Here is a 15,936-nt window from a genome sequence, read left to right as displayed (position 1 = left end):
GGACTATGACGACTGGGAAACTATTGCCGCAGGATATTATAACGCCATATAAAGGAATTGTTCTAAATAAGTAGCACCTTGATAGCTTTTTGGTACTGCTTACTAGAAGACTATGTGATTCCCGCCAACCATTATTTTGGTTGGTGGGAAATCAACCTTGCAATGCCAATTTCACTGCAAAAAATATGGCATTCACCGCAAAAGCGACAATCAGTCAAAGATTTGTAGTATAGTACCAACAGGTGAAAAGGAAATGATAAAGAAATTTTCAAAGTATCTATCTGACTATTTCATTAAAATTGGAATTGTAGAAAGAAAAAACAAGAGTTGGTGCCAATATGTTATAGAGAAGAAAACCATTCGGCTTATCTTTGGAATGACTGCATTGATTTTTTCTCTCTACATTAAAAGACCTTTAGAGACTGTTTTGTTTTTAATTATCTTCTGCTCAATTCGGAGACACATTGGGGGATGGCATGCATCTTCACCTTGGAAATGCCTTACTTTAAGCAGTGTAATGCTTTTACTAATAACAGTGTTCTTGGAGCCATTTGTTGAACGAGTACCGCCAATTATCACATTGATTTTGAATGCTGTATTATTTGCAAACCTTCTTCACTGTTCACCATTATATCCTCAGTATGTACATTTCGGAGAAAATGAAAAAAATGCAAATAATCAAAAGAAAAAAGTTGTCGTCTATATAATTTGGTTTTTTAATATGATTTTTTGCGAATGTCCAATTGTATTAAGTTGTACATTTTGGAGTGTGCTTTCTACCGTCGTGCTGCTCCAAATTGAAAATATAAAAAGAAAGGAATTTTATGATGAGCATTGATTTGATTGCAAAGAACCTTCTGGAATATATGATCGACTTGGAGCGGTTTGGTTGGCCTCCGACGTGTACTAGTATTCTCTATCAGCCCGAGAGGCCCCTTGAACTATATGATAAAACCGACCTCCAAAATATCAAAGGAACCCAAATAAAAAACAAATAATAATTTTTCGAGTTGTCATTGCTGCCAAAACAATCGATAATGGCGAGATGAATCTCATGCAGATAATAATGATCAATCAAGAAGAATGGAGGAATAAAAATGGATTGGCTACAAAATCCCTTAGATATCGCGGAGTTATCTTCTTCCTGTCCATGCCAAGGAGCAAAATGTCTTGGACGTTGTTCTGCTTATGGCGTATGCCCGGTATATACTTCAAGTGATACCTGCCGTGGTATGATGATTTGTTTTATCCATGTACTTTCTACCGATGAATGCTTATAATTTTTTATCATGAGTGAAGGTGTATTTTATGGAATGGTTACAGAGTCCGCAGAATCAAGACGATCTGTCATTAAGTGCTGTATGTGTAATGCGAATTTGCGTTGCTCGAAAGGATGATCCAGATTTCTGTCCCGTAAATGTTTGTTTTAAATGCCTGATCAATACGTGATGACCTGTCGTCATTTTGGTTGATTACATGTTTTTATCAAAGAGCAGTAGAAGATTCATATTACTTCTGCTGCTCTTTTGGAGGTTTTATTGTGAAAAAATCGAGGTACAACATATTGTCGAATTTTGGCGACAAACATTTATTGTATAATACCGTTACAGGTGCGACCGTTTTACTCAATGATGAATACTATTCTCAATATGTTTCAAATGATAAAAAAGCCGATATTGCCAATTATTTTTCCAACATGGAAAAAGGAGGATTCTATGTTGCAGATGAAATCGATGAATTTGCTCGTTTAACGAATATTATGCAAGATTCTATGAAAAGCAACCGAATTCTTTCACTTACGATTGCACCTACATTGTCTTGCAATTTCAGATGCCCCTATTGCTATGAAACAGGTAGAAAGTATAATACCATGACGCCTTCTATAGTTAGCGATGTAATTCATTTTATTCACGAAAGAATCGAAGCTACTCAGCTAATTGATGGTAAGCATCACGTTTCTATTTCTTGGTATGGCGGGGAGCCGCTATTACAGCCTAAAATCATTGAACAGATTACTAGGGCAATTGAATTACACAAAAATGTGGATCTTCATTCATCAATAGTTACAAATGGGTATTACCTAACCTCAGATATGGCAAAATATTTAAAAGAACTTAACGTTGTCGCTGCACAGGTTACAGTTGATGGCCCACCGGATATACACAATGAACGGAGATGTCTGCCAAATCATTCGGATACATTTTACAGGATCTTGTCAAATATTTCTGAAGCATGTGAATTTTTGAATATTAGTATTCGCATTAACATTGACAGAAAGAATATGGAACGAGTTGATGAACTGCTTGATTACTTTGATCAGTACAATCTTAGAGGAAAGGTGAATGTTTATATCGCTGCAGTTGACGATATTAACAATATTGGGAATTGCTACCACTCCGGCTGCTTGAATAGCCGCGATTTCTCCGAGTATGAATCGGCCTTCTATATGAGAAATTTAAACAGAGGGTACACGTTTGTTGGCCTTCCACGGTTCAACGGACAACTTTGTGGAGCCGTAGCATCTAACAGTTTCGTCATTGATCCATTGGGTGATTTATACAAATGTTGGGATGAGATTGGAATTAAAGAAAAATCCTCCGGTAACGTCAAAACCGGATTTGATACGCCGAATATGAAAAAATGGACATGTTATAATTTTACATATTATTCAGAATGCAAAGAATGTGCATTTCTTCCGGTTTGCTTAGGTGGATGTCCATACCACAATATCTCTTCCAATATTATGAATTGTGCCACAGTAAGGTATAATTACGTTTCCCTAGCTCAAATTTTAAACTCACGTCGTACTGAGGCACAAAATGTTTACAATGATTAAATTTGTTTGGAAAAAGGCTATCGATTGTAAAGCAGTTCTTATCTCGTCTTTTTTTTGCATTTTAATTTCTAACTTTCTGTCGCTAGTCATAATGTTTGTTACTGGTGCCATTTTTGATACTCTATATAGTGGAAAAGAAATCGATTTACTTGTTAAGTTTTGCGTTTTGTACACCGTTACTTTTATAGGAAGTATCGTTTTTAGCTTTCTCGGAAATCTCTTAACAGCAAAAGCCAACAACCAAATTATGTACAAGATCAACAGAGATGTTCTTCAAAAAATACATACAATATCTCTATTGGATGTACGATCAGAGAATGCTGCATCTTTGACTCAAAAAATCAATAATGATTCATATCAAGTATCTTCTTTTTTCTTGGAATTTTTCTCTAATTCCGTAATAAATTTGATTATGGGGTTATTTGCAATATGCTATACCTTTTATTACAATTTAGGGATTGCGCTTATCTTAATAGGATCAATAAGTGCATATGCATTACTGTATAGTTTGCTACGAAAAAAAGTTTATATATCTAGTTTATCATATAAAGAAGCACAAGGATTGTTTTTCGGAAAACTATATGAACAACTGGATTTTCTTCCATTTATTAAAGCTTTTGAAGCAAGTTCAAAAATGCTCAATCAATTAGATTCAGCCTTTTCCATACTATATAAAAAAGCGATTGTATATCAAAATACAAGTTTTTCTTTTTCGATGCTTGATAGCTTTTTTGAAATTGTTATACAAGTTTTATTTTTTATTGTTTCTGGCGTGTATATTTTTCATCAAAAAATGTCGATCGGAGAATTTTCAATACTTTTATCTTTAAGTAGAACATCTATGAGAGGCATCAAATATTTCTTCTCTATGGGTAAAAATTTGCAAGAAACCAAAGCATCGTTTGATAGAATAAGTAAAATTGTTTGCGCTTCTGTTCCTAAAGACGGTACATATAAGCTTGTTGAGATACATAGTATAAATCTAACTGGGCTGAATTTCCAATACCGTTCAAAGGTGGTTTTTAAAAATTTGAATTACTCTTTTTATGAGGGATATATTTATGGTGTTTTGGGTGAAAATGGAAGTGGAAAAACAACACTTGCATATATTTTAATGGGAATTTATAACGCATCAAATCTCTTCATTAATGGCATTTCATCAACTCGCATATGTTTTTCTAAATTAAGAGAAAAAAATATCTCTTATTGTGAAAGCGAACCGATTCTGCTAAATGAAACTATCGAATACAACATAACCCTAGGGGAAACTTATTCATCAACCGACATAAAAAAATTCACTGATATATTAGGCTTGTTTGACCAAGAAGAAAATGCGCATTTATGTCTAAATACTATCGTTGACTCTAGTCTTTCTAATATATCGAGCGGTGAAAAGCAAAAAATTGCACTCATTCGAACACTGATACGAAATCGACATGTAATGATTTTTGATGAACCAACTTCAGCACTTGATGCTAAAGCAAGATTAAATTTAATGAAATATCTTAAATCCGTCAAGCGAAACCATTTGATTATTGTTATTACTCATGATGACACTTTAATTCCATATTTTGATAAGATCATCACACTTCAACCCTGTATGTGATAACTTAAAAAGTATCTAGAAATAGTATATAACACTATCAACTAACTTTTCTGTCCACTCACGAGGATTTGTGTGTGGGCAGTTTTTTATAGGTTAGCTTGAACAATTCAAAGTCGCTAGCATAACGGAGGGTGCAAAAATGTTTTATCTATAAGGTTCAAGTAAGGTGAGATGACAAAGAACTTATCATCTTAGAAGATATGCTTTATGGGCACGGCTCGTTAGAGTGGTAAGACAGGTAATGTAGATGAAAATGCTCTCATTTAGTTGATAAAAAGCTTTTTCTGTCAAAGACTATAATTATTGCAGCCAATGGAAGGGGTGATTACATTTACAAGATTGATCGTCTAGTTGGTTTCAGTTCCGTAAGCAACGATGCTTCTGTCAAATAGATTGTGAATCATTGACAAGTGGAGAACACTCTCTTGAGTTTGAATGTATTTCTGAATCATAACAAAAATCTCTCTGTGTAGTTCTATTAGCCTACGCAGAGAGATTTTTGTTATAGCTTACTTTTTTAACAAAATGATATGTACGTAATTCTATCATCCTAATATTGCAATTATCCGAATCTCATACGTTATCTTCGCAGTATTCTAATAAATCGCCAGGTTGACACTTAAGAGCTTTACATAATGCATTTAGGGTAGAAAAGCGAATAGCGTTTATTTTTCCCGTTTTAATTTTTGACAGGTTTACATTTGTAACACCGACTTGCTCCGAAAGCCATTTGAGTGTCACCTTCCTATCAGCCATCACACGATCCAATCGAAGAATTATTGCAATAATAATCATCCCCTAAGTATTTATAGTGTTCCATCTGATTCGATTTGTAATGTCATTCCATACCCAAAAATGTAAGAAAAGGACAGGAGAATCCCACCGAGCATAATTGTTCGGAAATCAAAAAAGGTTATACTATATTTACCAAATCCCAAGAATTCTGCAATTATTGGATAGAAAACATTAATTATGACTCCCCATAAAATAGTTATCCAACCAGAACTATAGAAATATTGAACGACGCTTTCTTGAAACGGAGTACAGTACCTAGCCACTGTGCCAAAAAGTTCTTTTGTGTAATATAAAAGAACCGCTACAAGTCCTTGGCATAATACTTTTCTAAAATAATTTAGAATATAAAAGGCTTTTGGAGATGTAACCACAGATTCAGAAATTTTTTGATTTACTATAATCATAGTGCCTTGTTTTGCATATCGAGAAATTGCAACTATATCTTCTCCTGATTTAAATACATCACAAGAGAAGGCACAAGATGGTTTTGTAAAAAGAACAATCCAATAGATAATTTGAGCAATCAAAAATAACGATGTAAAAATAAATGCAATATTAATAACTGGTGTGATAGTGTCACATCTTGTTTTTAAACTTTTTATTGTTGAAGTCTGTGGTATCGTTCCTCGAAACATTATAAGCACCTCCTTACGCTACATCCCTATGTTACCACCGATATAAATGTTTGTCAATGGTTTATTATCGCTTAACGATAATAAACCATTGACAAACATTATGTTTCGTGAACTATCTTTTTGCCCAGCGAGCATAGCCCGTGCTTTTGCTCTCGGTCAAATTTAACTGAGCATCTATCAGCAGATTAAGGAGCTGCTCTTTAGGCGACTGTTTCTGGTGGAGTGATGTTCGGCTTTTCCGACAATATCGACTTTCAATTCGTATTCATTGTACACTGCATCCAAAATACGGAATCGAACAAACCATTTCTGTTGTGCACCCTTGAGGGAGGTATATTTTCCACACTTTACCTCATAACAAAATGACGCATAGTTGCGGCAAGCAGGGCATTCGTCTATACAAATGCTATTTTGCTTTGCAAAATGCTTGTTGGGCTGTGCCCAAACCCCATTTGTTCTGCATCGTGCCGATGCAGGCTGCGCGTTTGTTCTAAACACTTTTATAACAAAAAAGATAGCCTAGGGTTCTTCCATGAGGGAAGAATCCTAGGCTATCTTCATTTATCGGGACTTCATTTTTTCGGCAATGCTCTTTTCCTCTGCAAAGAACATTTCTACGTTTCTCTTTGCACGAAGAAGCTCCTGCATTTCTTCTTTCGCTTTGCGGTAGTCCGGGTAGCGTACTTTCTTTTCTGTCAGCAGCTTGGAATATTCCACATCCAACTCCTTGACCTTGGGGAGTTTTTTCAAGTTGGCTTCATCAAACGCCGCTTTCGCTGCCTTGTGCAACGTGATCTCCGTGCGGTGCGTTTCCAGAAAGCGCTTGCTGTATCCGGTCTTACGGTAGGCATCGTAGACCGGTCGCGTTTTGGCGTAGTTGGTGATATGCGCTTTCAGCACCGCAATTTCTGCCAGCCGATTTTCAGAGGCTTTAATGGAATCACCAAGTTCATGATAACGGGCAGTGGCAGCGTCCACACGCTCCTGCATTTCTTCGATGCTGCCGATTTTATTTTCCTGCAAAAAAATCAAGGTCTTGGACATCTCTTTCAAATTGTAGCGTTTCGCCCACCGTGCATAGCCTTCGCTTTTGCCCTCGGAGAGCTTTGCCTGAATGTCCACCAACAGGTGGAACGGCTGCTCTTTCGGTGGCTGCTTCTGATGTGGGCGGTGTTCGGCTTCTCCGGCAATGACCGCCTTGATTTCATCTTCACTGTATCCTGCGCCCAGTGTCCGAAAACGGATAAAGCGTTTCTGCCGTGTTCCTTTGACCGAAGTGTACTTTCCCCGTTTGATTTCGTAGCCCTGCTGTTCCAGCTTTTGAAGGAAGCCCTCGAAACTTGCAGTTTTCTCGTTCAGCAGGATGTTGTCAATTACGGCACACAACTTATCTCGATTACTTTCTCTGGGTGGATAAAGGGTGCGCTTCTGTCGCTCTCGGTACGGCTTGATTTCAATGACAGACAGTTGATGTTCCAGACAAATCAAATCGCTCAACCGTTGCACCGCCAGCCCGGACAACAAAAAATCCCGGAATTTTCGGGTGCTGTCCAATGCAGTGGAGTTGTAGATAATGTGATTATGAATGTGTTCTCGGTCGGTATGCGTTGCGACAATAAACGCATACTTGCCTTTGGTGAAACGCATTGCCAGTTCGTAGCCCACCTTGTTGGCTTCTTCGGCGGTGATCTCACCGGGTTTGAAAGACTGTCGAATTTGATAGGCAATCACATCGCTTTTCTGCCTGCGCCCAGTCATCAACTCATACTGGCGTTTGGAAAGCATAAATTCTTCATCCACGGTCAGGGGACTGCATTCGTAACTGCTGACCAGTTCGCCCTGCTGTGTCTTGTCCGGGTTCTGGGCGTAATCTGTTCGGCTTTTCAGGCAGGCCGCAACCGACTTGCCTTTGTTTTTGTGCAGCGCAATCAAGCGTGTTGCAGCCAGTTCTACCACCTCCCGGCAAAAAGAAAATGCCGCACAATGGCGGCATAAAAATTTTATAATTCTGCAATCCAACCGCTGAGCCATTCTACGGCTTCCACAATGACCGTTCCGGCGGTGATGAGCAGGAAGCAGCCAAACTCTGCCACCAGCAAAATCAAGAACTGCATCCACTCCCGGCAGTACAGCGTATAAAGACCGCAGCCGAAAATATACAGCATGGGCAGCGCCAGCACAAACGCCGACAGGTTCAGCGTCCATTTCAGCATCAGCGCAAGGTAAGCTGTAAGCAGCCAAAACGGGAAAACGATCATCTTAAAAACGAACCTCATAGCAAGCACCGCCTTTCGACTTTATTATAAAGGCATCTCCACACCCCTTGCAAGGATGTCAACCTATATGTAGCCCCGCAGCCCTCCAACTGCGAGGAGAAATTTAGAGATCAGCCAGCCGGGAAAGGATCTGCCGACCAATCTCAATCAGTTCATCCAGCCGCTGCCGCAGGTCCTCCATGTCGGCGGCATAGACCCGACCATTTTCATTAGCGGCTTTGGCGTACTGATTCAGGTTGTTGCTGCACATCTGCAAGAGATACGCCATGCGCCGCAGTTGCGGCAAGTCAAGGTTCAGGCAGTATCCGTCCAGTGCCATTTTGCGGATATAGGCACTCAGGCTGCGGATGCCCATGCCCAGCATCTTTTCATAAATGCGGTTCTTCTCAGTTTTTGTGGTTCTCAGGATGATGATCTCGTCCCGCTTTTCTTTCATCGGGCATCACCATCCTTATCATAATAGCTGCGGAAGGGCTTCACCGGCTCCGGCTTATCGGATTTTTCTTCCAGTGCCGCCAGCACCGAGGGGCGGCGAGAGACATTCTCCTGTTCTTCCTCGTCCTGTTCCGGCTCATGGCTCTTTTCGTCCACATCCAACTGAGCGTTCAGTTCCGCAAGCCGTGCGGACTTCTCTGTCAGTTCTTCCTCCTGTGGGAAGGGCTTTTCCACTTCGATTTGCGCCGCCGCCTGCTGCTGATGCAGAGTGGCTAGTTCATTCTCAGCAGAGTTAATGCGCTCCGGGAAGTTGTTCAGCGAATTATCCAGACGGATAATGTTGCCCAGCGGGTCGGTGCCCAGTGCTACCGGGTACCTCCGCTGACCCTTCAGAATCGCCTGATATTCGCTGCGGAAGGTATCGAACCGCAGAGACAACTCAAAGCCCCGGTAGCTGCCGATGACTTTTTCTTCGGCGTTTGGCAGTTCAGAACAAGCAAGCACCAGACGCTCACCGGCGGTCTTTTTCTCATCGTAGGTCACGCCCTTGATGGTCATGCCGCAAAACTCCTCCTTGCCCTGCGGGTGGGCGGCGGCAAGCTGTGCGTCCGCTTTCACCCCAGCAATATAGGCGTTCGTTTCCCGAATGTCAGCCGGGAATTTGGTCAGCAGCTTGTCTTGCAGACGGAACTTTTGGCTCTGGTGGTCGGCTTTCAGCACCTTCAGCTTGGCGACCTGAACGTCCAAGTCCATCTTTTCCTTGATGAGCGGATTTCCGGCGCACAGTGCCTTGATCTCCGCATAGGAAAGTGCCTGCTCGTCCACGTCCTCGCAGGAGCGCACCGGAGATTTGGAAGTCATGATTTGGCTGATGAATCGCTGTTTATTCTCAAGGGTCTGAAACAAGTACGAGTCAAATGTCCCTTCCGTGACGTAATTGAACACCTTGACTTCCTTATTCATGTTGCCCTGCCGGATGATTCGCCCGTTGCGCTGGGTCATGTCGCTGGGCTTCCAGCCAACATCCAGATGATGCACTGCCACAAGCCGGGACTGGACGTTGGTGCCCGCTCCCATTTTTGCAGTGCTTCCGAGCAAAACTCGCACATCGCCAGAGCGCACTTTGGAGAACAATGCCGCCTTTTTCGCTTCGGTGTCGGCGTTGTGGATGAACTCGATCTCGTTTTCCGGCACACCGGCAGCGATCAGCTTTTTGCGAATGTCATCGTAGACGTTGAAGTTGCCGTCATTTTTCGGAGTGGAGAGGTCGCAGAACAAAAGCTGGGTCAGCTTCTGATCTTTGCCCTCATCCCAGATCTTCAGCACGTTCCGCACACAGACGTTCAGCTTGCTGTTGGGGTCGTCCGGCAGCATGGGGTTCATCAGGCGAACATCCAAGCCAATCTTTCTGCCGTCGTTTGTGACGCAGAGCATATTGTCCACGGAGGCATCTACTGCACCGGAGTGGATTTCTGCCGCACGCTTGCTCAGTTCCTGCACCATTTCCTTCTGAATTTCCGAGGGCTTTGCCACCACGGTTTCAAACTTTGCAACCGGCACCGGCAGATGAAGCTGGTCGCTAGTTTTAATGTCCGCAACCTCCTTGAACATCGACATTAACTCCGGGAGATTGAAGAACTTTGCAAATCTCGTTCTCGCCCGATAGCCTGTACCTTCCGGGGCTAGTTCGATTGCAGTGGTGGTCTCTCCAAAGGTAGATGCCCAGCAGTCGAAGTGGGTCAGCTTTTTCTGCTGCAAGGTGCTGTATTGCAAGTACCGCATGACCGTGTACAACTCGGTCATGGAGTTGCTCACCGGGGTGCCGGTAGCGAACACCACGCCACGCCCGCCGGTGATCTCGTCCAGATAGCGGCACTTGCCGAACATATCGCTGGATTTCTGGGCTTCGCTGGTGGATAATCCTGCGACATTCCGCATTTTTGTGGTCAAAAAGAGGTTCTTGTAAAAATGGCTCTCGTCCACAAAAAGCCTGTCAACGCCTAGTTGCTCAAAGGTGATTACATCGTCCTTGCGCTCATCGGAGCGCAGTTTTTCCAGCTTGGTTTCCAGCGTTTTCCGGGTCTTTTCCATCTGCTTGATAGAGAAATTCTCGCCTGCATGGGCTTTCAGTTCGTTGATGGCGGCAAGGGTCTCGTAAATCTGCTCCTGAATAATGCGCTCCTGCCGCTCAAAAGACAGCGGAATGCGCTCAAACTGCGAATGGCCAATGATGACGGCATCATAGTCCCCGGTGGCGATGCGGGCACAGAATTTTTTGCGATTGGCAGTTTCAAAGTCCTTGCGCCGTGCTACCAAAAGTTTTGCGTTAGGGTAGAGGTTCAAAAACTCCGAAGCCCACTGCTCTGTCAAATGGTTGGGCACCACAAAGAGGGATTTCTGGCACAGCCCCAGCCGTTTTGCTTCCATGGCAGATGCCGCCATTTCGTAGGTCTTGCCCGCACCAACTTCGTGTGCAAGCAGCGTGTTACCGCCATAAAGCACATGGGCGATGGCATTTCGCTGGTGTTCCCGGAGGGTGATCTCCGGGTTCATGCCGACAAAATGGATGTGGGAGCCATCATACTCACGGGGGCGGGTGGAGTTGAACAGCTCGTTATACTGCTTCACCAGCGCAATGCGCCGCTGAGGGTCTTGCCAGACCCAGTTGGCGAAAGCATCCTTGATGACCTGTTGCTTCTGCTGCGCCAGCATGGTTTCCCGCTTGTTCAGCACCCGTTTGGGCTTGCCCTCGGCATCCTCGATCGTGTCATAGATGCGGACATCTTTCAGGTTCAGGGTCTCCTCCAGAATCTTGTAGGCATTGGCACGGGATGTGCCGTAGGTCTCGGAGGAGATAATATCGCTCCGCCCGGTGGCGGTCTTGCCCTCCACGCGCCACTCTGCGGTATAAGGAGAATACCTCACTTTGACTGCATGGCGCAGATAGTAGGGGATCTGGAACGTCTCGGTCATAAACTTCTGAATAATGTCCGGGTTCAGCCATGTTGCGCCCAACCGCACATCAATTTCTGAGGCTTCCAGTTCTCTGGGCTGCGCCTTAGTTAGCGCATCCACATTGACCACAAACTCCGGGTTCGTTTCGGCGGCGAACTGCGCCATTCGCAGCTTTGCCCGGACATCGCCGGACAGGTACTCGTCTGCCATCTGCCAGCCTGCTTCAGGGTCGGTGGGGTCGGCGGCAGGGTCTTTGAAGATCACACCGGAAAGTTCGGTGGTAATGCGCCCGTACTCGCCGGGCGTACCCAGCAGTTCTGCCATATAGGGTAAATCCACCTTGCCGTGTTCTCCGATGGACACCGCCAACGCTTCGCTGGGGGTATCCACGCTGGTGACGGTGCGTTCCGGGCGGATAGTGCGCTTGGTGAACATTGCAGCCTTGCTCTTGAGCTGCCCCTGCTCGTCCAGATTTTCCAGTGAGCACAGCAGATAATACGAGGAATCCTGCTCAAACAGCCGCCCGTTTTTGCGGTCGTTCAGCAAGCCATATTTGGCGGTAAAGGCATCGTAGGCGGCGTTCAAACGCTCCTGTGTTGCCTTGATGTCCTCGTCCGGGTAGTCGTTCAACTGCTGGTCGATCAGGTCGTTGACGATCTGGCGCAGTTCCACCATGCCGGTGACGCGCCCCTTGGCGGTGTCGGAAAGTTCTACCTGCGTCATCACGGAATTTTCCCGGTAGAAAACTTCGCCGTCCACTACGGTATAGGAGAAGTTTTTGACCTCCGGGTCAGCCGGGAGAATGTGCTTCTCATTTTCGGCATCCGCAATATCTGGTGTTTCCACCTCAACTTCGGCGTATTGCCCCTCAATATGCTGTACTGCTTCTGCAAGTTGGTCGGCAAGGCTGGTGCCCTCAAGGGGCGCAACCGTCAGTTCCTCTCGTCCATACTGGGTGCTTTCGGTGGAGAGTACGCCCAGAACCATCTCCGGGTGGTCTGCGAAATACTGGTTGATGGCAAAGCCATCTTCTGTTTTGCCCAACTGCACCCAGTCCGGCTCATGGTCAATGGGACGGTCGCGCTTTTGCAGGAAAATAATGTCGCTGACAACATCTGTGCCAGCATTGGCGCGAAACGCATTATTCGGCAGACGGATAGCACCCAGCAAATCGGCACGCTCTGCCATGTGTTTGCGGGCGGTGCTGTCCTTGCTGTCCATGGTATAACGAGAAGTCACAAACGCCACAATGCCGCCCGGACGCACTTGGTCGATGGCTTTCGCAAAGAAATAATTGTGGATGGAGAATCCCAGCTTGTTGTACGCCTTGTCGTTGACTTTATACTGACCAAAAGGTACGTTGCCCACGGCTAGATCATAAAAGTCACGCCTGTCGGTGGTCTCAAAGCCAGCAACAGTAATGTCAGCCTGCGGATACAGTTTTTTCGCAATGCGCCCGGTGATGGAATCCAATTCCACACCGTACAAGCGGCTGTCCTGCATGGTGTCCGGCAGCATTCCAAAGAAGTTGCCCACGCCCATACTAGGTTCCAGAATGTTACCGCTGCGGAAACCCATACGCTCCACCGCATCGTAGATACCACGGATCACGGTGGGGCTGGTGTAGTGGGCATTCAGCACGGAGCTGCGGGCTGCGGCATACTCGTCCTCGGAGAGCAGCCCTTTCAGTTCCGTGTACTCTTTTGACCAGTTGCTCTTATCCGGGTCAAAGGCATCCGGCAGATCACCCCAGCCCACATACTGCGAAAGCACTTCCTGTTCCTCGGCGGTGGCTCCACGGTGTTCCTGTTCCAACTGAAACAGGGTGCGGATAGCTGCAATATTCCGGGCATACTTCTGCTTTGCGCCGCCCTCGCCCAGATGGTCGTCCGTGATGTGGAAGTTCCCGGCAGGCTCCGGCGCAGGTTCGGCATTCAGGGCTTCATCCAAGGCAGCGGCATCCGGGAAGGTCTGCCATTCGCCGTTGACCTCTACAGAAATAGGCAGCTTGTCCAGTGATTCATCAGACGTAGGCTCATTCCGTCGCAGACTGTCCTCGAACTGCTGTTTGTTCAACACCTCGTTGCTCCACGAATAGCCCTGCGCACTGGTGTCGATGCGCACATCGGTTTCACCAACATAGCCGACCTTTCCCTCGATGGTTCGGGTAGGCAGTTCAACAACGGCATCATCCCCGACCTTATAATCGACTGCTTTTTCGGGAGCGGTGTCAAGAGCTTCGTCTTGCTGTTCGTACAATTCCCGGACAACAGACAGCGGTTCTTCCCGAAAAATCGGCACCCGCATATCGGCCAGTGCCATATCCTGCAAAGAAACTTTGCCCTTATTAAAGTCCACCCTATCAATCCGAAATTCACGGCTATCCATATTGATAATGGAGCCAATGGGAAGATAGTCCTCTTTGCGCAGATGCTTGGTCTGATGGTGAGTGCCATCTTCGTTTAACCCGGCAAGATAGACATCATTGCCCGCAGACCATAATTCTTTTGACTTTCTTGCCCATAAGCGAGGAGAAAAGCCTGTGACCTGAACTTCGCCCAGCGCGGTGTCTCTCGTGAACAAAGCACTGTTGATGATTTTGGCAACTTTAGCGGCATCTTCTCCATAGAACATAAAATTGCCACCTGCTTCAAATCCAACGAGAGTGTCCGGGTACTGTTCCTTTAATGCCGTGTATTCGGCAGCACTGGCGGCGTTCAGCTCAAGGGGGAAGTCAATGGTTCTTTTCTCTTTATCCGACAGATAGCGGTCAGACTGAATCATCAGGTCGATATATTTTTCGACCTGATTCCAGCGGAAAAGCACTTTCTGATGGTCTGGATAGTGTTCAAACGTCAGCCCCTTGCTGTCATGATCGAGCCAACCATTGCTTCCGTCCAGATAGGTGTGCGAGGAGCCGCCGGGTCCGTTTGGGGCATATTCTTTCGCAAGAGCTTTTGCCCGGAGTTTTCGGTCAGGCTGGAGCTGATAAATTTTCCAGATGCGAAGTTTGCTGTTTTCAAAGTTAGAACCTCTCCGCAGCGCGTTTTCGATCTCAGCCTGTGACAAAGAGAAAGCGGAGGGCGATTTTTCGCTCTCCGCTTGGTCGATGGATTCAATTTGTTCAGCTTCGGTGGGAATGTGTGCATCGAAGAAACTTAGCTGTAAATCAGCTCGTTCATCACCAGTTCCTCGGCCTGTGCTTTCAGGCTGTTCATGTGCTGCACCCACTCCATCTGATACTGCTCCTTGTTCGGAGCCGGGTTCTGTTTCAGCAACTCCTGCATGGTCTGCCGCATCCGGCTCTCTGCGGTTTGCTCCACCTCCAACAGGTGCGGATGCAGAGTTCCCGACAGAAGCATCGAGTTGTACAGCACCGGGCGATGCTTCATCAGGTAAGTCCGGCGCAGTCGCCCGTACTTGCCCAGTGTTTTCTCCTGCCGGGGCAGGGTCAGGTTCGGGAGCTGATAATCCCCGATGGTCGAGTAGGTCACGTTCCTGCTGTTCATATTCATACTGGCTCCTTTCTACATTGCGGCGGCGGATTGTCGTCTTTACGGTTCTTTCGATGTTGCGCAGCACATCCCGGCTGCACTCGCTGACTGCGGTGCCCAACGCATACACGGCGGCAGGAGTGGAAAAGGAGAAGATGGCCTGAAAATCGTCCCGGTCAAAATGTCCTTCCGGCTCAAAACCGCATCGTTCAAGGACAGCATAGGTGATGCTGATTGCAGCGGCACTTTTGAACTGGAACTCCTGTCCGGCTTCATCATAATCCATCAGGAACGAGCCGTCAACGATGTCGAGAATGTCACCGCTGTTGTTATCCCAATAGCAATCCACCAGCTTGCCGCAAATGTCCGCGATCTGCTGGGTGATTCGTTCATGCCGGACACCGTATTCTCTGGCAAGCATTTCTGACACAGGCTGAACCAGATCAGGGCCGAGCTGCCACACCTCAGGGTCACGAGAATTGCAGCGCACCCCGGTATCGCTCACATCAAAGACATAGTGCAGACGTGGGACACTGCTGGACTGGTCTAACAGGGCGATGCCCTTGGAGCCATGCCTGACGTATCGGTTCATGCGGTTGTTCCAGAGGTCGAAACTGGCACAGGCGGTAGCATCAGGACGCTGGGCGTAGATCATGAGCTGGTCTGCATAGCTGTATTTATACAACCGGGATGCAGTGGTCAGATAGTCCGTCCAGTTTTCCCAATACCGGGTCAGTTCCTTTGCCGTTTGCTGGGCGAGATTAAGATATTCTTGCGTTTTATTTGGCATTGCGTTCCTCCCTTCATGTTTCGTGGAAAACAAAAAAGCGAGCGGCCTTTTCAGGTCACTCGCTTATGGAATTAAAACTGGTTTTAGTACAGCATGAATCGAAGCGTTCTATCA

The 15,936-nt window shown here is 45.7% G+C and carries 9 protein-coding genes; 3 read left to right on the top strand and 6 right to left on the bottom strand.

What is annotated here, in order from left to right:
- The first annotated feature begins 253 nt into the window (after positions 1 to 253).
- The 3 genes from MTP41_RS02230 (at position 254) to MTP41_RS02220 (ending at position 4,442) form a co-directional block, all read left to right on the top strand.
- The gene (locus MTP41_RS02230) at positions 254 to 838 is read left to right on the top strand and encodes an accessory gene regulator B family protein (RefSeq protein WP_097772423.1); all 585 of its coding nucleotides are present in this window, start codon (positions 254 to 256) and stop codon (positions 836 to 838) included.
- 702 nt (positions 839 to 1,540) lie between these two features.
- Positions 1,541 to 2,836, top strand: coding sequence for a radical SAM/SPASM domain-containing protein (locus tag MTP41_RS02225; protein ID WP_097772424.1), 1,296 nt, complete (start codon positions 1,541 to 1,543; stop codon positions 2,834 to 2,836).
- Positions 2,820 to 4,442 (top strand): ATP-binding cassette domain-containing protein, encoded by a 1,623-nt coding sequence (locus tag MTP41_RS02220; protein ID WP_249236094.1) that lies wholly within the window; start codon positions 2,820 to 2,822, stop codon positions 4,440 to 4,442. Before MTP41_RS02225 ends, MTP41_RS02220 begins: the two co-directional genes overlap by 17 nt.
- A 573-nt stretch (positions 4,443 to 5,015) precedes the next feature.
- On the opposite strand, the gene MTP41_RS02215 is transcribed toward MTP41_RS02220, so the two are convergent.
- From MTP41_RS02215 to MTP41_RS02190, 6 genes are all read right to left on the bottom strand, one after another.
- Positions 5,016 to 5,228: a helix-turn-helix domain-containing protein gene (locus MTP41_RS02215; RefSeq protein WP_097772710.1), complete on the bottom strand. Its 213-nt coding sequence runs from the start codon at positions 5,226 to 5,228 to the stop codon at positions 5,016 to 5,018.
- 20 nt (positions 5,229 to 5,248) lie between these two features.
- Complete coding sequence (locus MTP41_RS02210; RefSeq protein WP_143405739.1) at positions 5,249 to 5,872, bottom strand: hypothetical protein; 624 nt, start codon at positions 5,870 to 5,872, stop codon at positions 5,249 to 5,251.
- Positions 5,873 to 6,433: 561 nt separating this feature from the next.
- Positions 6,434 to 7,819, bottom strand: a complete 1,386-nt coding sequence (locus MTP41_RS02205) for a relaxase/mobilization nuclease domain-containing protein (RefSeq protein WP_249236546.1) — start codon at positions 7,817 to 7,819, stop codon at positions 6,434 to 6,436.
- 53 nt (positions 7,820 to 7,872) lie between these two features.
- Entirely contained in the window at positions 7,873 to 8,148 is a 276-nt protein-coding gene (locus MTP41_RS02200) for a hypothetical protein (protein ID WP_249236093.1), read from the bottom strand.
- A 103-nt stretch (positions 8,149 to 8,251) separates the two neighbouring features.
- Positions 8,252 to 8,584 carry a plasmid mobilization protein gene (locus tag MTP41_RS02195; protein WP_249236092.1) on the bottom strand — a complete coding sequence of 111 codons (333 nt, stop codon included), beginning with the start codon at positions 8,582 to 8,584 and terminating at the stop codon, positions 8,252 to 8,254.
- Positions 8,581 to 15,822, bottom strand: a complete 7,242-nt coding sequence (locus MTP41_RS02190; protein ID WP_442900327.1) for a DEAD/DEAH box helicase family protein — start codon at positions 15,820 to 15,822, stop codon at positions 8,581 to 8,583. The genes MTP41_RS02195 and MTP41_RS02190 overlap by 4 nt, the downstream gene beginning before the upstream one ends.
- Between the last annotated feature and the right edge of the window lie 114 nt (positions 15,823 to 15,936).

It is taken from the genome of Faecalibacterium sp. I4-3-84 (assembly GCF_023347255.1).
GTDB classification, from domain to species: domain Bacteria; phylum Bacillota; class Clostridia; order Oscillospirales; family Ruminococcaceae; genus Faecalibacterium; species Faecalibacterium taiwanense.
The sequence above is the reverse complement of the archived record's forward strand: the minus strand, read 5'-3'. Positions and strand labels throughout refer to the sequence as shown.

Bases quoted from the DNA above. Each gene is read 5' to 3' on its own strand.
- MTP41_RS02200 (WP_249236093.1), bottom strand. From the start codon at position 8,148: ATGAGGTTCGTTTTTAAGATGATCGTTTTCCCGTTTTGGCTGCTTACA.
- MTP41_RS02195 (WP_249236092.1), bottom strand. From the start codon at position 8,584: ATGAAAGAAAAGCGGGACGAGATCATCATCCTGAGAACCACAAAAACT.
- MTP41_RS02230 (WP_097772423.1), top strand. From the start codon at position 254: ATGATAAAGAAATTTTCAAAGTATCTATCTGACTATTTCATTAAAATT.
- MTP41_RS02210 (WP_143405739.1), bottom strand. From the start codon at position 5,872: ATGTTTCGAGGAACGATACCACAGACTTCAACAATAAAAAGTTTAAAA.
- MTP41_RS02190 (WP_442900327.1), bottom strand. From the start codon at position 15,822: ATGCCAAATAAAACGCAAGAATATCTTAATCTCGCCCAGCAAACGGCA.
- MTP41_RS02220 (WP_249236094.1), top strand. From the start codon at position 2,820: ATGTTTACAATGATTAAATTTGTTTGGAAAAAGGCTATCGATTGTAAA.